Origin of the sequence: Terrilactibacillus laevilacticus (genome assembly GCF_006517395.1) — a bacterium.
GTDB lineage: Bacteria > Bacillota > Bacilli > Bacillales > Sporolactobacillaceae > Terrilactibacillus > Terrilactibacillus laevilacticus.
Genome location: NZ_VDCY01000001.1, coordinates 322388 through 341211 on the forward strand (window position 1 = coordinate 322388; position 18824 = coordinate 341211).

Annotated in this window: 19 protein-coding genes; 18 read left to right on the top strand and 1 reads right to left on the bottom strand. The window is 37.9% G+C overall.

Going from position 1 to position 18824, the window contains the following annotated elements:
- Positions 1-26: 26 nt before the first annotated feature.
- From remA to spoVM, 13 genes are all read left to right on the top strand, one after another.
- Positions 27-287: an extracellular matrix/biofilm regulator RemA gene (gene remA, locus FG390_RS01400; protein WP_141189225.1), complete on the top strand. Its 261-nt coding sequence runs from the start codon at positions 27-29 to the stop codon at positions 285-287.
- Between the two features lie 227 nt (positions 288-514).
- Positions 515-1132: a guanylate kinase gene (gene gmk, locus FG390_RS01405; protein WP_141189226.1), complete on the top strand. Its 618-nt coding sequence runs from the start codon at positions 515-517 to the stop codon at positions 1130-1132.
- Positions 1133-1137: 5 nt separating this feature from the next.
- Positions 1138-1329, top strand: coding sequence for a DNA-directed RNA polymerase subunit omega (gene rpoZ / locus FG390_RS01410; protein ID WP_141189541.1), 192 nt, complete (start codon positions 1138-1140; stop codon positions 1327-1329).
- Positions 1330-1464: 135 nt separating this feature from the next.
- Entirely contained in the window at positions 1465-2679 is a 1215-nt protein-coding gene (gene coaBC, locus FG390_RS01415; protein ID WP_141189227.1) for a bifunctional phosphopantothenoylcysteine decarboxylase/phosphopantothenate--cysteine ligase CoaBC, read from the top strand.
- On the top strand, positions 2673-5102 hold the full coding sequence (gene priA / locus FG390_RS01420; protein ID WP_141189228.1) for a primosomal protein N': 2430 nt from the start codon (positions 2673-2675) through the stop codon (positions 5100-5102). Before coaBC ends, priA begins: the two co-directional genes overlap by 7 nt.
- Positions 5103-5141: 39 nt before the next feature.
- The gene (gene fmt / locus FG390_RS01425) at positions 5142-6077 is read left to right on the top strand and encodes a methionyl-tRNA formyltransferase (protein ID WP_141189229.1); all 936 of its coding nucleotides are present in this window, start codon (positions 5142-5144) and stop codon (positions 6075-6077) included.
- A gap of 3 nt (positions 6078-6080) precedes the next feature.
- The gene (rsmB, locus tag FG390_RS01430) at positions 6081-7433 is read left to right on the top strand and encodes a 16S rRNA (cytosine(967)-C(5))-methyltransferase RsmB (protein WP_141189230.1); all 1353 of its coding nucleotides are present in this window, start codon (positions 6081-6083) and stop codon (positions 7431-7433) included.
- Positions 7434-7526: 93 nt separating this feature from the next.
- Positions 7527-8267, top strand: coding sequence for a Stp1/IreP family PP2C-type Ser/Thr phosphatase (locus tag FG390_RS01435; RefSeq protein ID WP_141189231.1), 741 nt, complete (start codon positions 7527-7529; stop codon positions 8265-8267).
- A complete protein-coding gene (gene pknB / locus FG390_RS01440) occupies positions 8264-10243 on the top strand; it encodes a Stk1 family PASTA domain-containing Ser/Thr kinase (RefSeq protein WP_141189232.1) in 1980 nt (659 codons plus the stop codon). The genes FG390_RS01435 and pknB overlap by 4 nt, the downstream gene beginning before the upstream one ends.
- Positions 10244-10260: 17 nt before the next feature.
- On the top strand, positions 10261-11142 hold the full coding sequence (rsgA, locus tag FG390_RS01445; protein WP_141189233.1) for a ribosome small subunit-dependent GTPase A: 882 nt from the start codon (positions 10261-10263) through the stop codon (positions 11140-11142).
- Positions 11142-11795: a ribulose-phosphate 3-epimerase gene (gene rpe / locus FG390_RS01450; protein WP_141189234.1), complete on the top strand. Its 654-nt coding sequence runs from the start codon at positions 11142-11144 to the stop codon at positions 11793-11795. The genes rsgA and rpe overlap by 1 nt, the downstream gene beginning before the upstream one ends.
- A 16-nt stretch (positions 11796-11811) precedes the next feature.
- Complete coding sequence (locus FG390_RS01455) at positions 11812-12462, top strand: thiamine diphosphokinase (RefSeq protein ID WP_141189235.1); 651 nt, start codon at positions 11812-11814, stop codon at positions 12460-12462.
- A 276-nt stretch (positions 12463-12738) separates the two neighbouring features.
- On the top strand, positions 12739-12819 hold the full coding sequence (spoVM, locus tag FG390_RS01460) for a stage V sporulation protein SpoVM (protein ID WP_141189542.1): 81 nt from the start codon (positions 12739-12741) through the stop codon (positions 12817-12819).
- 72 nt (positions 12820-12891) lie between these two features.
- Here spoVM and rpmB read toward each other — a convergent pair whose 3' ends face one another.
- Complete coding sequence (gene rpmB, locus FG390_RS01465) at positions 12892-13080, bottom strand: 50S ribosomal protein L28 (protein WP_141189236.1); 189 nt, start codon at positions 13078-13080, stop codon at positions 12892-12894.
- A 408-nt stretch (positions 13081-13488) separates the two neighbouring features.
- On the opposite strand from rpmB, the gene FG390_RS01470 reads away from it, so the two are divergent.
- The 5 genes from FG390_RS01470 to fabD all read left to right on the top strand — a co-directional run bounded on the left by FG390_RS01470 (position 13489) and on the right by fabD (position 18824).
- Complete coding sequence (locus FG390_RS01470) at positions 13489-13854, top strand: Asp23/Gls24 family envelope stress response protein (protein ID WP_141189237.1); 366 nt, start codon at positions 13489-13491, stop codon at positions 13852-13854.
- A 213-nt stretch (positions 13855-14067) separates the two neighbouring features.
- Positions 14068-16116: an ATP-dependent DNA helicase RecG gene (gene recG / locus FG390_RS01475; RefSeq protein WP_141189238.1), complete on the top strand. Its 2049-nt coding sequence runs from the start codon at positions 14068-14070 to the stop codon at positions 16114-16116.
- 180 nt (positions 16117-16296) lie between these two features.
- Positions 16297-16884, top strand: a complete 588-nt coding sequence (fapR, locus tag FG390_RS01480; protein ID WP_141189239.1) for a transcription factor FapR — start codon at positions 16297-16299, stop codon at positions 16882-16884.
- Positions 16868-17887 (top strand): phosphate acyltransferase PlsX, encoded by a 1020-nt coding sequence (plsX, locus tag FG390_RS01485; protein ID WP_141189240.1) that lies wholly within the window; start codon positions 16868-16870, stop codon positions 17885-17887. The genes fapR and plsX overlap by 17 nt, the downstream gene beginning before the upstream one ends.
- Complete coding sequence (fabD, locus tag FG390_RS01490) at positions 17880-18824, top strand: ACP S-malonyltransferase (RefSeq protein WP_141189241.1); 945 nt, start codon at positions 17880-17882, stop codon at positions 18822-18824. Before plsX ends, fabD begins: the two co-directional genes overlap by 8 nt.

Sequence of the window (18824 nt, forward strand, 5' to 3'; positions counted from 1 at the left end):
TTTCACTTTGGAGGACGGAAAGAAATATGGTAAAATTAATTAATATCGGTTTTGGAAATATCGCTTCTGCAACACGAATAGTCGCCATTATTAGCCCAGAATCACAACCAGTAAAACGACTAATAAAGGTCGCGCGTGATTCAAATAAATTGATCGACGCAACATATGGTCGGCGTACACGGGCTGTTATTATCATGGATAGCGATCATGTTATTCTATCGTCTGTACAGCCTGAAACGGTATCTCAAAGATTATCACAGCAAGATGACTTGACAGATGATGTATAAAGTGAAACTTCCATCAGTGGGGTTTTTCGACGCACAGGATGTGCTAGTGCAGGCGTTGCGACAGGACGCCTGGTTTTTAGCCTGTGTCATCCCTCACTGATGGAAAGCCTGAACCAATCGGACCTTTACGGGCAGTTGATCCCCCCTATCATCTTTGAATACTCAGAATCCTGAGGGGGGATCTTTACTAGCCGTTAAGGCGGGGATAAAAATGTGGAGGATTGTGCATGGCTTTTCGAGAAAAAGGATTATTATTTATTCTCTCTGGACCTTCTGGAGTTGGAAAAGGAACCGTTTGCCGAGCACTTCGCAAACGAGGAACGTCACTGAAGTATTCGATTTCTGTTACGACGAGAGAACCTCGTAAAGGAGAAGTAGAGGGAGTTCATTATTTTTTCAAATCTAGAGAAGAGTTTAAAGAGATGGTACGAAATAATAAATTATTGGAGTGGGCGGAATACGTTGGTAATTTCTATGGAACGCCCATCGACTATGTAAAAGAAACCTTAGATTCTGGACAAGATGTCATTTTGGAAATTGAAGTACAAGGAGCGCTGCAAGTAAAGGAACGTTTCGATGAAGGGATATTTATTTTCCTTGCTCCTCCAAGTCTTCAAGAACTAAAAAAACGAATCACGGGTCGTGGGACTGAAACAGCGTCTCTTATTGAAAATCGATTAACGATGGCCAAATCAGAGATTGAGCTTATGCAGCACTATGATTATGTCGTTGAAAACGATGAGGTTCAAGCCGCTTGCGATCGAATTGAGGCCATTGTGACAGGGGAACATTGTAAAGTATCCCGTTTAATTGAAAAATACAAAAGTTTTTCGGAGGTTGAGTAACCATGATGCTATATCCATCAATTGATAAATTATTAGACAAAGTGAATTCAAAATATACTTTAGTGACTCTTTCAGCTAAAAGAGCAAGAGAACTACAAGATCATCCTGAATACTTGATGCTTGAAGACACTAAATCGAGTAAATATGTTGGAAAAGCATTGGAAGAAGTCAATGCTGGCTTGTTAAATAAACAATAATAACAATTAAATAGAAGGATAAGGAAGGCGTGGATAATTGACCACGCCTATTCTTGCATGATGGAAAGAAAAATTACATAGGTCTGGTTAAATAATCGTTAGAAATGAGTTTTATAAGATAAGGAGTGATAAAGGATGACGCTGGAAAATAAAAAAATTGTTCTTTGCGTTACAGGTAGCATTGCAGCTTACAAAGCAGCCTCCTTAACAAGTATGTTAACGAAGGCGGGTGCCCATGTTGATGTGCTGATGACAGATTCAGCTAAACAATTTATAGGTCCAGCTACGTTTCAAGCCCTATCGCGCCATCCAGTCAATGATCATCTTTTTATAGAAAAAAAAGAGGGGCAGATTGCCCATATTGATTTAGCTGATCAGGCCGATCTCTTCGTTGTTGCTCCTGCTTCAAGCCACACGATTAGTAAACTTGCAAATGGCGAAGCAGGTGATATGGTCTCAGCTTCTGTTCTTGCAACGAGAGCGCCTGTTTGGATTGCACCAGCCATGAATGTTAACATGTATCAACACCCCGCTGTTCAAGCGAATATTGAAAAATTAATTTCCTATGGTTATCGACTTCTAGAACCGATAGAGGGTTATTTAGCTTGCGGTTGGGTAGGAAAAGGTCGTTTGCTTGAACCAGAAATTATTTTTAGTCAAATTAAATCTTTTTTTTCATCGCCCAAAAAAACATTAGATGGGAAGAAGGTTTTGATTACGGCTGGTCCAACTCGAGAAGCATTTGATCCCGTTCGATACTTTACTAATTATTCATCAGGAAAAATGGGATATTCACTTGCTCATGTTCTTCAGGAAAGAGGAGCAGAGGTAACATTAATTTCAGGTCCCACCCATCTTAAAACGCCTGAACATGTGAGCCGGATTAATGTGACCAGTGCAATCGAGATGTTTGAAGCGGTCATGAAGAGAGAATCAGAAATGGATGCCGTTATCATGTCCGCAGCTATCGCGGATTATAGGCCAAAAGAGATTTTTCATCAAAAAATGAAAAAACAAGAGGGGTCACTTTTTGTCGAAATGGTAAGAAATCCAGATATTTTATTAGAATTAGGTAAACGAAAAGATAAACAAGTTTTAATTGGGTTTGCGGCGGAGACGGAACATTTAGAAGACTATGCGAAAGAAAAGTTAAGGAAAAAAAATCTGGATATGATCGTAGCCAATAATATTGCTGAAGAAGGTTCAGGATTTGAAAAAGATACCAATAAAGTGAGTTTCTACTATCCTGATGGGAATTTCAAATCATTTGAATTGATGACCAAACATCAAGTGAGTGAACATATCGTTGATGCATTAGAAGAATTATTTAAAGTGAGCGATCTATCATGATAGCCAAAGTGATTGTCGATATTCCCGTTAAGGAAACGGATCGACCTTTTGATTATAAAATTCCTCTTGAATTTGAATCGTTTATACAGCCAGGAATGAGAGTGCTAGTTCCATTCGGACCAATGAAGCGACTTGGGTTTATTTTATCTATTGAAACACAATCAGAAATTAAGAACTTGAAGTCGATATCCCAAGTAATTGATCCAACTCCTGTCTTAACAAAGGAATTACTTTCATTAGGAAAGTGGTTGTCAACCGAAACACTTTGCCCACGTCTTTTTGCTTATTCAGCCATGCTGCCTGCTGTGTTAAAAGGGAACTATAAAAAAATGGTTCGAATAAATGACCAAGTGAGTCTAGCGCGGGAATTTCCAACATTGCTAGACACGCTTTTAAACAAACCAGAGATGGAATGGACAGAACTACTAAAGAAGGAACCTGAGCAGTCTGATAGCTTAAATGCGGCAATGAAAAAAGGGTTTATCTCGATTATTCAATGGATAAAAAATGACCGGAGAACATACAAGAAGATTCGCTATATTGCAACATCTCTCTCAAAAGATGAATTGATAGATGTCACGTCAAAGTTAGATAAGCGTTCATTAAAGCAAAAGCAAGTCTTAGAGTATTTCATCAATCAGGAACCTCATCTAAAAGTTGAGATATCAGATATTTTAAAGAGGTTAAATGTCGGCCGTTCTACATTAAAACAACTTGTGAAGAAAGGTTTTCTTGACGAAACAACAGAGGAAGTCTATCGAGATCCATATGCCGATAAAGAAATTGAAAGAACAACCTCTCTTTCCTTAACGACAGCCCAAAAGAATGCACTTGCTCCTATTCAAGAATCGATACGTTCACAATCCCATGAGGTATTTTTATGCCACGGAGTGACGGGTAGCGGTAAAACAGAAATCTATCTACAGGCGATCGAAAAAATATTAAATATGGGTAAAGAAGCGATTGTTTTAGTGCCTGAAATTGCGTTAACGCCGCAAATGGTTCATCGATTTAAAGGCCGTTTTGGTGATGAGGTAGCTGTCTTGCACAGTGGTCTTAGCCAAGGTGAAAAATACGATGAATGGCGAAAAATCCATGAAGGGGCTGTTCACGTTGTCGTTGGAGCAAGGTCTGCCATCTTCGCACCCTTTAAAAACCTGGGTTTAATTATTATTGATGAAGAACATGAAACGAGTTATAAACAGGAAGAGCAGCCTCGTTATCACGCGAGAGATGTGGCTATCTTCAGAGGTAAATATCATCAATGTCCAGTAGTACTGGGAAGTGCTACACCTTCTCTTGAGTCCTATGCTAGAGCGAAAAAAGGCGTCTATCATTTAATCCAATTGCTAGAGCGAGTCAATCAAAGAAGTCTCCCTGAAGTTCAGTTGGTTGATATGCGAGAAGAGCTACGTTCAAACAATCATTCCATGTTTTCAAAACAATTATTTGAACGGCTGGAGGATCGATTGGAAAAGAAGGAACAAAGTGTCTTATTTCTTAATCGAAGGGGATACTCTACGTTTGTCATGTGTCGTGATTGTGGTTACGTGGTGCAATGCCCCCATTGTGACATTTCTTTGACCTATCACCGAAAACAAGGGATGCTCAAGTGTCATTATTGCGGTCACCAGGAACCATACCCCAGTCAGTGTCCAGAATGTACTAGTCATCATTTACGTTATTTTGGAACGGGTACTCAAAGAGTAGAGGAAGAACTAACAAAAGTGCTCCCGGAAGCAAGAGTGATTCGAATGGATGTTGATACGACCCAGAGAAAAGGAAGTCATGAGAAACTTTTAAAGGCCTTTGGAGAAGGAAAAGCGGATATTCTTTTAGGAACGCAAATGATTGCCAAGGGGCTTGATTTTCCAAAAGTTACGCTTGTTGGAGTGCTTGCTGCCGATGCAATGCTCCATTTGCCGGATTTCAGATCTAGCGAAAAAACATTTCAATTATTAACGCAAGTAAGCGGTAGAGCAGGTCGAGATCAATTACCGGGTGAAGTCATTATTCAATCTTACTCGACAGAACATTATTCTATTATTCACGCTTCCTATCACGATTATCATTCTTTTTATGATCAAGAAATGCAAATGCGTTATCGTCATCATTATCCACCATTTTATTACTTAGCTTTGATCACTTTATCACATCCTCAAGTGACAAAAGTTGTTGATATAGCAGAAAAAATAGCCGGGCACTTAAAGAAAGGATTATCTTCAGATGCCCAAATTCTCGGACCTACCAGTTCAGCTATTCCACGTATCAAAGATAGATATCGCTATCAGTGCATGGTAAAATATAAGCGGGAACCGAACCTTTTAGCGTTACTAAAACGAATTCAGGAACATTATCCTACAGGAACAAAAAACGACGATTTAAAAATAACAATCGATTTAAATCCTTTTATCATGATGTAAGGATTGATTAGATTTGAAGAAAATAGAAGGTGACATTAAATGAATATTATTTTTATGGGGACACCAGATTTTGCTGTTCCCGTCCTGCAAAGACTCATCGATGATGGTTATCAAATAAAAGCAGTTGTTACGCAGCCAGACCGCAAAAAAGGAAGAAAGAAAGTTCTAACTCCTCCACCAGTAAAGAAGCTTGCTACTTATTACAACATCCCAGTTTTACAGCCAGAAAAAGTAAGAGAGCCTTCAGCTGTACAAGAAATCCTCAATTATCAACCAGATTTACTTGTAACGGCCGCATATGGTCAAATCTTACCAGTGACGTTACTGAATGGGCCAAAACTTGGTTGTATTAATGTCCATGCCTCTTTGTTACCTAAATACAGAGGCGGGGCCCCTATTCATCAAGCTATTATTGATGGAGAAAAAGAAACCGGTGTAACGATTATGTATATGGTTAAAGCTCTTGACGCTGGAGATATGTTAGCTAAGGTTCGTATTCCAATAGAAGATCATGACACGATGGGGACTTTGCATGACAAGCTAAGTGCTGCTGGTGCCCGTTTACTATCAGAAACGATTCCTTTATTAGAGTCAGGACAAATAACCCCTGTCGCCCAAGATCCAAATCAAGTCACGTTTGCGCCTACCATCCAACATGAAAATGAGAAGATTGACTGGTCTAAAAATGGAAAGGAGATACATAATCTCGTTAGAGGGTTAAATCCTTTCCCAGGTGCCTATACTTTACTAGATGGCAAGGTATTTAAGATCTGGAAAACTCAAAAACTTGATACTAAAAAAGAGGCAGAACCCGGTACTGTCATCGAGTGTGATAAAGAGGCTTTTACGGTAGCTACAGGAAGTCACGAAGCTATTCGGGTATTAGAATGCCAGCCTTCAGGAAAAAAGAAAATGATAACAAGTCAATTTTTAAATGGAAAATCATTAGATTTAGGTACAAGACTAGGAGACTAATAAATGGGTAAACCAATGGCTCGAGAGATTGCTCTCGATGTACTTTTAAAAATCGAAAAACAACATGCTTATAGTCAATTAGCTTTAAATGAAGCGATAGAGAAGCAAGAATTGAAACCACAGGACAGAGCTCTGATCACGCAAATTGTTTATGGTGTATTGCAATGGAAAAAACGGCTGAATTATATTTTGGAAAACTATGTAAACTCAAAGCGGAAACGAGATGATTGGGTTAATCTATTATTGCTAATATCCATTTATCAAAAAGAATTTTTATCAAAGATTCCGGATCACGCGATTGTAAATGAAGCAGTTGTAATTGCAAGGAAAAGAGGTCATCAAGGGATATCTGGATTTGTAAATGGCGTCTTGCGTCAATATTTAAGAAAAGGATCCCCCGATTTATCTAAAATAGAACCTGAAGTGACACGACAATCCATTATATATAGTCATCCTGAATGGTTAATTAACCAATGGACGGATGATTTCGGTAAGGAAGCAGCTCTAAATATTTGTAAGGCTAATAATCAACCACCGACGATGACCATACGCGTGAATACGTTAAAACAGAGTAAATCCGAATTGATAAATCAATTATCTAAAGAAGGAATTGAAGCGGTTGAGGGGGAATTATCTCCTTATGCCCTCGTTATTAAAAAAGGAAGAATTCTTAAAAGCCCGTTATTACAAGAAGGCGCATTCACAGTTCAGGATGAGAGCTCCATGCTTGTTGCCGATAGCGTGCATGCCAAGCCAGGAATGAGAGTGTTAGATGCGTGTGCAGGACCCGGAGGGAAGACGTCACACATCGCTGAATTAATGGAAAATCAAGGTGAAATCGTTGCGTTTGATCTACATAAACATAAAACGCGTTTAATAGACCAACATGCTAATAGGTTAGGACTTTCTATTATCCATACTATGGCGTTAGATGCAAGGGAAGCCCAAACACAATTTAAAAATGAAAGTTTTGATCGCATATTAGTCGATGCACCTTGCACGGGACTCGGTGTTATCCGTCATAAACCTGAGATAAAATGGGAAAAGAAAAATACCGATGTTGAACGGATTGTCAAAATACAACAGGATATTATTCAACAGGTCGCTCCTTTATTAAAAAAGGGGGGGAGACTCATTTACAGTACCTGTACGATTGATAAACGTGAAAATGAAAAGGTTATTTATGATTTCTTATCTAAGAACTCGGAGTTTGAATGGGAACAAGAAGGAATGGCTCATTTGCCAAAAAAAATAAAAAATAACCTCATTGACGATCAATCAATGGTTCAAATATTACCAAGTGATTACGGTACAGATGGGTTTTTCATATGCTGTTTGCGACGAAAGAAGGCATAGATAAATGAGGGATTTTCCAAGCAGTATTGATTGGCTTGACAATTAGGATACAAGTATTCCTCAAAATGGATAACTTCTGGAAGGGGTGATTAGATGAAGGCTATTTTCAATACGGATCAGGGAAAAGTTAGGGGTCAGAATGAGGATAGCGGTGGTATTTTCTTAAGTGATGACCAATTATTAGCTGTTGTTGCTGATGGGATGGGAGGACATCAAGCAGGAGATGTTGCCAGTCAAATGACGTTAGACTACTTCGAAAAAAAGTGGCAGGAAGTAAGCAAGCCTTTTTCAAAAACAGACGGTGCAAAATGGCTGAAAGGCGTTGTTCAAGAAATAAATCAAACGATTTATGAGTTTGCTGAAACGCACTCCGAATGCAAAGGGATGGGGACAACAGTTGTTGCTGCGATTTGCCAAAGTGATGCTATCTTCATTTGTTACGTTGGCGATAGCCGTGTTTATATATACGATGGCGAATTGAAACAGGTAACTGAAGACCATACGCTAGTGAATGAACTCGTTAAATCTGGTCAATTAACGAAAGAAAATGCAGAAAACCATCCCAAAAAACATATTTTACTTCGTGCTTTAGGAACAGAACCCGAAGTAAATATTGATTCTTTAACCATAGAATGGTCAAAGCAGGCTCAACTTTTACTTTGTTCAGATGGTTTGACCAATAAATTATCAGATGAAAGATTAAAAGATATTTTATCTCTCGACGAGACACTTGAAATGAAATCCGAGCTGATGATTAAGGAAGCTAATGAAGCTGGTGGTGAAGATAATATAACACTTGTGATCATAGCAAATGATGATGGTGATTTGACATGATTGGCAGAAGAATAAGTGACCGTTATGATATTTTGTCTCGTCTTGGTGAAGGCGGTATGGCGGTCGTATATAAAGCAAAAGATTTAATATTAGATCGTTTAGTTGCTGTAAAAATATTAAGACACGATTTTTCAAACGATGAGGAATTTATTCGCCGGTTTCGTAGAGAAGCTGAATCCGTAGCTAGTCTATCGCATCCTAATATTGTTAATATATATGATATAGGAGAAGAAGATGATTGTTATTTTATCGTCATGGAGTACGTACAAGGCATAACATTAAAGAAATTTATTAAGAGTTATTCGCCAGTCTCTTTTCAAGAAGTGGTCTACATTGCAAAACAGATCGCTCTAGCTCTAGCTCATGCCCATGAGAGAGGAATTGTCCACCGTGACATCAAGCCGCACAATATTCTTATTGATGAAAATGAAAATGTAAAAGTTACGGATTTCGGAATCGCTTTAGGTGTGACCTCAGCTACCATTACATATACAAACTCAATTTTAGGTTCAGCACATTATATTTCTCCTGAACAAGCCAGTGGAGGGAAGGCAACGATCAAATCAGATATTTATGCTTTCGGGATCGTCCTCTTTGAGTTGTTAACAGATCGTATACCTTATCCAGGATCTTCGCCTGTTACAGTTGCCATCAAACATTTGAATGATCCTTTTCCATATCCTAAGGATTTTCGTCATGATATTCCGCAATCGTTAGAGAATGTTGTGATTAAGGCCGTTGAAAAAAATCCGAATCTTCGATATGACACAATGAATGAATTATATGAAGATCTTGATACAGCTTTGGAGCCCAATCGATTGAATGAACCAAGGCGTGAACGACATGATGACATCTCTCCCATGGAATACGAATCAACTGATCAAGAAGAGACGATAAAAATACCTGCTGTCCCGAGAAAAACGGAAAATCTTACGGAAGAACAGAAGCCGAATGAAGGTAACAAGCCATCAAAAAAACCTAAAAAAACAAAAAAGAAACGTTTTTGGCTTTGGATAACGCTCCTTATCTTGATGATACTAATTGGTGCAAGTGTTGCAGCATTTTATATCTTTCCAAAACTATTTTACGTCCAAGATACGACTGTTCCTGATTTAAAAGGAATGAAGTATCAAAATGCCGTTAAACAGTTAAAAGAAAAACATCTAAAATCTCTTAGACGAAACGTGGCAGATAATCAAATCGACAAGGGCAAAGTAGCCAGACAGGATCCTGAAAGCCAAACAGAAGTTAAGGAGAATTCATCTGTTACAGTTTACGTAAGTACGGGAGCAAAAAAAGAGATTTTAGATAATTATATTGGTTATGATCGGCAATCTGTTCTTGATCTCATTCGTGACAAAAACTATAAAGAAATTGTCTGGAAGAAAGAGTACTCATCAACAATTCCTGAAGGTGAAGTGATGAAACAAGATCCTTCTCCAGGTAAAAAAATAATTCCAAGTCAAACGACACTTGAATTGACTTATAGTGCAGGTGAAGAAGAACAATCCGTTCCAGATTTAACAGGTCTCAATGAAGATGAAGCAAAAAGTAAATTAGATCATTTGGGTCTAAAAATGAAAGTGAAAGATGGGGATTACTCAGACAGTATAGAGAAAGGGAATGTTCTTGAACAAACCCCGCAGCAAGGTGAAAGTTTGAAAAAAGGTTCAAGTGTCATCGTCTATCTTTCCAAAGGTAAAGAACTTAAGCCTGAAACAATTAAGAAAACAGTCAAGGTTGAATTAGATCAAAACCAAAACGATCAAAACCAAACAGAACAGAAACCAACTCATGTACAAATCATCTATACGGATGCATCACATCATAATGAAACATTTGTTGATGAAGAAATTAATGAAACTAAGTCGTATACAATCCCATTGACGATAAATCCTAATGAGAGTGCTAATTACCAAGTCCTGATTAATGGAGAAGTTAAAAAAGAAGAAACCATTGATTATGATGAGGATTAATAAGGAAGGAGGATGTTATGCCAAAAGGGAAAATAATAAAAGCATTGAGTGGATTTTACTATGTGAAAGATGGTGATAAAATCATTCAGTGCCGTGGTAGAGGAAATTTCAGAAATCGCAATATAACGCCATTAGTGGGCGATAATGTTCAATATGAGGCAGAAAAAATAACAGATGGTAGAATCATGTCTATTGATGAACGTCGAAATTATTTAAATCGCCCACCGATTGCTAACGTGGATCAGGCAGTATTGCTTTTTTCTATTTCTGAACCCGATTTTGACGATTCATTATTAGATCGCTTTCTCGTTCATGTTGAATCATATGAAATAAAACCCATCATTTGTATCACGAAATCAGATCTAATGATAGAAGCCATTTCGAATAAAATACAAGATCTTACCAAAACTTATCAAACGATTGGATATCGAGTGTATATTACATCAAGTTTAGAGGATGATGGAATAGACCGATTTAGAGAGGCACTAGAAGGATGCATCAGTGTTTTTGCGGGTCAATCAGGTGTTGGTAAATCATCTCTTCTCAATACATTAAATAAAGAATTGAATATTGATACAAACGCCATTTCCAAAAGCCTGGGTCGAGGGAAACATACAACTAGGCATGTCGAATTATTGCCGGTCGGAACAGGATTTGTAGCTGATACGCCGGGGTTTAGCTCCTTGCAATTTGCTAAAATTGAAGCACAAGAGCTTTCATTATATTTTCCTGAGATGAAAGAGAGAAGTAATCAATGCAAATTTAGGGGATGTACACATCTTGTTGAACCTGGATGTGCGATTCAAGAGGCTGTCAAAAGAGGAGAAATTTCTCAATCTCGTTACAAACATTATAAATTATTTTATGAAGAAATAAATCAACGGAAGAGGCGATATTAATGCGACTAGCACCATCATTACTTGCGGCGAATTTTGCAAATTTCGAGAGAGATATAAAAGAAGTTGAAAAAGCAGGTATAGATCTTTTGCATATTGATGTTATGGATGGACATTTCGTTCCAAATATAACAATGGGAATGGATGTTGTTAAAGCAATCAGACCCCTAACCTCCTGTGAGCTAGATGTCCATTTGATGATCGAACATGCAGATGCATTCATTCATGACTTTGCAAACGCAGGTGCAGATATGATCTCTGTTCATGTTGAAGCATGTCCTCACCTTCATCGTACCATTCAATTAATTAAACAGCATGGAGTCAAGGCAGGTGTTGTACTTAATCCTGCAACTCCTGTCGATGTTTTAACATCGATATTAGGAGATATAGATTTTATTCTCATTATGACAGTGAATCCAGGGTTTGGAGGCCAATCGTTTATTCATTCAATGGTTGATAAAATATCCGCACTGAAAGCCATGATTGATGAACGAAATCTATCAATTGAAATTGAAGTTGATGGTGGAATAAATGCCGAAACATTACCGTTATGTTTAAAAGCAGGAGCAACACTATTTGTTGCAGGTTCTGCGATATTCGGGAAAGAAAATCGACAGAAAGCCATTCAGGATTTACTAGAAAAAGATTTTTCATAATTATGGGAGCGCAATAATGACAAAATATGCTATTTTAGCAGGGGGACCATCTCATCTTCATCCTTCCTTTGACCTATTAAAGAATGAATCCTGGCAATGGATTGGTGTTGACCGCGGAACTTATAGATTATTAAAAAAAGGTATTACACCGGTTAAATCCTTTGGTGATTTTGATTCAATCACAACAAAGGAAAAAGAGTGGATTTTTAATAAAGAAATCAATGTGGACATGTTTCCTTCTGAAAAAGATAAAACCGATTTAGAACTGGCTATTGATTGGGTGATTGAGCAAAATTCAAGTGCCTGTATGGTCATGGGAGCAACAGGAGGCAGGCTAGATCATGAACTTCTTAATATACAACTGTTATATAAATTGAGTGAGCATCATGTTGAAGCGTGCTTACTCGATCGATATAACCGCATTTCCTTGCTGAAACCTGGCGTCCATTCGATTATAAGTGAAAACTCATTTCAATATGTTTCTTTCATTCCATTGACAACGGAAGTGAAAGATCTAACTTTGAAAGGTTTTAAATATAAATTAGACCATACAACGATTCGGGTTGGATCGTCACGGTGCATTAGTAATGAATATAAGGATGCTGTTGGTGAAGTGAGATTTACTGAAGGTCATCTTTTGATGATCCAAAGTAAAGATCCTTCATGACATTACAATACGAATCGTTCATTCATTTAAGTAATCCCTGATCTTGTTCACCTCTAAGAACTTTGACGTTTATAAAGGATTATCAAAAAATTGGGTACTAATTTGTTTTTCATGAATATACTAGTATCAAGGAAATAGTTATTGACCCACAAAAACATGCTGTCGTCAAAATTTAAAAAAAGCAAATGATTAGTGGGATGTACGCCCATCTAAAAATGACCTGTGGGTAGGCATACTTCGATAACTTTATAAATCAAAGGTGCAAGGAGGAGGAACATGAAATTTTACACAATTAAATTACCGAGATTCTTAGGCGGTTTTGTGAGAGCACTCCTCGGTTCCTTTAAAAAAGGATAACAAAAAGCACCCAATTGGGTGCCTTTTTGTTAATTTCGGATGAAAGGATGATCACCTTTCAAACGAGTCTGATTATACGCGTTCAACTAATCCTGCTTTAAGTGCTTTTGTAGATACATAAACACGTTTTGGTTTTCCATCTACAAGAATACGAACTTTTTGCAAGTTAGCTTTAAATTTACGTTTTGACTTATTTTCAGCAAATGATCGGTTTTGACCAAATGATGTCGTTTTACCTGTTACGAAACATTTACGTCCCATTTTTAATATACCTCCTGCCTAGTAAATATACAAATACGTATGTCATTTTACCATGTTTATCATTCTTGCGCAATCTTTGTACCGGTTCGTCAGCTATAAAGCTTTTTTGTTTCCTTTTAAAAAAATGGTCTATATAGTAAAATTAAAATGATTGAATCAAAGATACTAGATGATGATCCCGCATACCAACGGAAAAAATTTCACATTCAAACGAAATTCTCTTAATAGAGGATGTTCAAAAAGTCATCAAATGGTAAGCTACGAATTCTCGACGCCCGCTCGTTTTTCCGGTCCTCAAAACAGCGCCGCCTTGATCTTCTTGCTTCTAATTTGTCGCCTTTTTGAACACGCACTAATACAATGAAAGCAAATACACATTGATATAATTATAAGAAAGTGGGGATTTAAATGTCACTTGAATTAAAAAGTAAGTTGGGCAGCGTAGAAGTAACGAATGACGTCATAGCCAACCTTACAGGTGGTTTAGTTAGTCAATGCCCAGGAGTTGTTGGCATGGCCTCTCGCCAGCAATTGAAAGATGGTTTTGCTGAACTATTAAAAAAAGACAATTATTCTCGAGGGATTGTTGTTCGCTTTGATGAATCTGACACGCTATCAATCGACGTTTATATTATCGTGAGTTATGGCTCCCGAATTTCTGAGGTCGCTCATCAAATACAATCTGAGGTACGGCAAGGAATACAAGTCATGCTTGGCGTTTTAGTTGAAACGATCAATGTATTTGTACAAGGAGTAAGAGTAGAAAACGAATAAAACCCAATTAACATTGGGTTATAGCTATGGCTATGACTTAATATAGTGAAACTTAAAGTGGTGGTCTCCCATCTTCCGCCGGGGCGTCAGTCAGATTCAAATGTTCTAATCAAGTGTAAAAGACAGTACGCTTTGTCTTTATATTTGAAGTTTGAATCCAAAAAAAGCAGATGGGATAAGAAAATCTACATATAAGAAAGGTAAAATAAGACTATGACTCGCCAAGTTATGAAAAGTCAAACGAGTGTTATTCAAGGTGTGGGAGAAAGTCTCTCTGAAGAATTGCATCAAATGAAATTAGATACCGTTGAGGATGTCCTTAATTACTTTCCTTATCGTTACAATCATTATGAAATAAAAGACTTATCAGAAGCTGTTCATGATGAAATGATCACAATCGAAGGGAAAGTACAAAGTGAGCCGTTGATACGGTTTTTTTCACGAAAAAAATCGCGACTTACAGCCAAATTACTGGTTGGTCGGTATCTTGTTACAATAGTCGCCTTTAATCGTCCTTTTTTAAAAAATCAACTCAAACTTGGTGAACAAGTGACCGTCACTGGCAAATGGGATCAACACCGAGGAACTTTGACGATTGGAGAACTACATAAAGGCTCCATACCTGACTCCTCACGTATCGAACCCGTTTATGCCGTAAAAGGGCGTGTCACTGTCAAAAAAATGAGGCGTATTCTCCAAAACAGTTTAGAACAATTTTCAAAAGATATCGTGGATGATCTTCCGCCCTTTTTTTTAACAAGATACAGGCTAATGACGAGGCAAGACGCCGTACAAGAGATACATTTTCCCACTTCGAGGGAACGTTTAAAGCAAGCAAGAAGACGGTTGGTCTACGATGAACTATTCTTGTTTCAACTTAAGCTCCAAGCCTATAAAATGTCGAAAAGAGTAGCAACAAATGGTGGCCAGGCCTCTATATCAATTGATCAAGTAAAAGATTTTATAAACACCCTACCTTTTGAACTCACTGAAGCACAAAAAAAGGTAACAAAGGAAATCTTGGATGATTTACATCGTCCGTATCATATGAATCGGCTATTACAAGGAGACGTGGGATCAGGGAAAACTGTGGTTGCGGCGATTGCCTTATTTGCCGTTGCTTCTAGTGGATATCAAGGGGCTCTAATGGTCCCTACTGAAATTCTTGCTGAACAGCATACGGAAAGTTTAAAAGCGATGTTTAAGCCGTTTTCAATCGAAATCGATCTTTTAACAAGTTCGGTGAAAGGGAAAAGGCGGCAGGATATTCTTGAAAAAATTAAAATGGGTCAGACTGGAATTGTCATTGGAACACATGCCCTTATTCAAGAGAAGGTCGAATTTAATCATCTAAGGTTAGTCGTTACCGATGAACAACATCGATTTGGAGTTGAGCAGAGAAGACTTTTAAAAGAAAAAGGGAAAGAAGCGGATGTCCTTTTCATGACGGCTACACCAATCCCTAGAACACTCGCTATTTCCGCTTTTGGAGATATGGATGTCTCAACGATTGATCAATTACCTTCAGGCAGAAAGAAAATTAAAACTTACTGGGTAAAAACGGATATGCTCCCACGAATTCTAGCTTTCATACAGAAAGAATTATCTACAGGTAGACAGGCCTACATCATCACGCCATTAATTGAAGAATCTGAGCAACTCGATGTTCAAAATGCTATTGATGTTCATGCCCAGTTGCAGCAGTACTTTAAATCCTATACAGTCGGTCTTATGCATGGTAAATTGACAGCACAAGAAAAAGAGGATGTTATGACCGCATTTAAGGAGAATCAATCTCAAATTCTTGTTTCAACCACAGTTGTTGAGGTTGGAGTGAATGTACCTAATGCCTCTCTTATGGTCATATACGATGCAGAACGGTTCGGTTTATCACAATTACATCAATTAAGAGGTCGTGTCGGACGAGGAGAATATCAATCTTATTGTATTCTTATATCTGAGGCTAAGTCACAAGAAAGTCAAGAGAGAATGAGAATGATGTGTGAAACAACAGATGGATTTGAACTTGCTGAATTCGATTTGAAATTACGAGGTCCTGGAGACTTTTTTGGCAAAAAACAAAGTGGTCTTCCTGAATTTCGATTAGCAGATCTAACTCATGATTATCGGACGCTTGCTGTTGCAAGACAAGATGCTGCAGACCTTTTGACAAAAAAAGAGTTCTGGAAAGAAGATGTCTTCTCAAATTTAAGGGTATATCTGAAAGATTCAGGAGTTCTAGAGGGAGAACGTTTGGATTAAATCGATTAAGTTACTAAAAATACGTGTACAAAAAGATGAAAAATGGGTGTTCCATGAAACGTTAATAGGACAACTAAACGGCTATTTTTCTTAGGCTATTTGAACATTTACTTGAAATGATCACGCAACTCTTATATACTACCTATTAGTACCTAGTCTTAATAGTGGCGGTGGCTTTTTATGAAAAAGCGAAAGCAAGAAAGGCAAAAATTATTAAAAGAAACGATTTCTGAAAATCCTTTTATAACGGATGGGGAACTTGCCGAACAATTTCAAGTCAGCATTCAGACGATTCGTCTTGATCGACTTGAACTATCAATTCCCGAGTTAAGGGAAAGAATTAAACATGTTGCCAAGCGAACATTCGATGATGTAAAAGCCCTTTATGCCGATGAAGTCATTGGTGAAATCGTAGACTTACAGTTGGATCAAAGTGCCATTTCTATTTTAGAAATAAAAAAAGAACACGTATTTACACGAACAGGTATTGCTAGAGGTCATCATCTTTTTGCCCAAGCCAATTCGCTTGCTGTGGCTGTTATTGACGATGAGCTTGCCTTAACTGCAAAAGCAAATATTCATTTTGTTCGGCAAGTACAAGTTGGTGAACGTGTCGTTGCCAAAGCAAGAGTGACGCAAGTTGAACGAGTGAGGACAATGGTTGAAGTTAATAGTTTTGTAGGTTCAGAAAGTGTGTTTAAGGGAAGTTTTACAATGTATCGTTCCCATTTGGAAGGGGGAAATAACCACCATGAAGTTAGCAATTGATGCCATGGGTGGTGACCATGCACCAGATGAGATTGTGAAAGGTGCCATGCTTGCTGCAAATGAATATCCAGAAATTCAGTTTATCCTTGTTGGAGACGAAAATAAAATAAAACCAATTGTTGGAGATCATCCTCAATTTGAAATTCTACATACAATCGAAAAGATCGAAGGTACGGATTCGCCCGTTAAAGCTGTACGAAAGAAAAAGCAAGCATCGATGGTCCTTGCTATAAATGAAGTAAAAGAAGGGCATGCTGATGCTGTTATTTCAGCTGGAAATACTGGCGCACTGATGACAGCGGGATTATTTGGAGTTGGAAGGATTAAAGGTATAGATCGGCCTGGTCTTGCCCCTACTTTACCTACTTTAAAAGAAAGTAAAGGGTTTTTATTAGTAGACGCCGGATCAAATATGGACGCCAAGCCAGAACATTTATTACAATATGCGATCATGGGTTCTATTTATTCGGAAAAAGTGTTGAATATCACTTCCCCGCGGGTAGGTTTGCTTAATGTGGGTGAAGAGCCTGGTAAAGGTAATGAATTGTGTAAACAAACGTATAAATTATTACAAGAAGCCCCGATTCATTTCATCGGAAATGTCGAATCACGTGAATTACTCGAAGGTATAGCAGACGTTGTGGTTTGTGATGGCTTTTCCGGTAATCTTGTTTTAAAGACCATGGAAGGTACAGGTATGTCTCTATTTTCATTGTTAAAAGAAAAACTAACAGGTTCTTTATTGACAAAAGTAATAGCAGGTCTACTTTATCCCAAATTCCGTGGTATAAAAAAACAAATGGATTATTCGACATATGGAGGAGCTTGTTTGTTTGGTCTTCGTGCACCAGTCATTAAAGCCCATGGTTCGTCTAATGCGAGTGCCATTCAATCTTCCATACGCCAAGCAAAACTTTTTGTAGATAAAAATGTTGTTGAAATGATTGAAAAAAAAGTACAAGAAATTGACATGAAGTCCATTAAGGAGGATAACGGTGAATAAAATAGCGTTTGTATTTCCTGGGCAAGGATCACAGCAGGTCGGTATGGGGAAAGATGTGATTCATGCTTATAATCAAGCTAAGGTCATATTTAACCAAGCAGATGATCGGTTAGGTGTTCCTTTATCTCAGATCATACTAAATGGACCAGAAGAAGAGCTGAAAAAAACAGAAAACACTCAGCCAGCCATAGTGACTGTTAGTGTCGCTTTGTATGAATTATTAAAACAAGCAGGTATTAAACCTGATTTTACTTGCGGACATAGTTTAGGAGAATATAGCGCTCTTGTGGCATCAGGATCCCTTTCATTTGACGATGCTGTCTATGCTGTTAGGCGTCGTGGTCTCTATATGGAAGAAGCGGTACCTAGTGGATCTGGCGCAATGTCGGCTGTCTTAGGCATGAAAGCAGATAAACTTAAAGACATTTGTAGTAAAGTGACTCTTGATGGAGAGACTGTTCAAGTAGCTAATCACAACTCCCCAAGTCAGATTGTGATCTCTGGTTCAAAAGAAGGTGTAGAAAAGGCTTCCATTCTTGCGAAAGAACAAGGTGCAAAACGTATCGTACCTTTAAATGTTAGTGGCCCCTTCCACTCTACTTTAATGGCACCTGCTGCAGAGAAATTCAGCCAAACATTACAAGAAATAACGATTCACAATGCTGAAATACCAGTGATTGCTAATGTCACTGCGGATGTAGAAAAACAAGCAGATCAAATTTCTGATTTGTTAATAAAACAATTGACATCACCTGTTCGTTGGGTAGAATCAATCGAAAAATTAAAATCACTTGGTGTAGATACATATGTTGAAGTTGGTCCAGGGAATGTATTATCTGGATTAATTAAAAAAATAGATCGTCAGGCAACGATTTTACAAGTGAATTCGGTGGAAACATTAGAACCTGCACTTGAAGTGTTAGAGGGGAGAAAATAA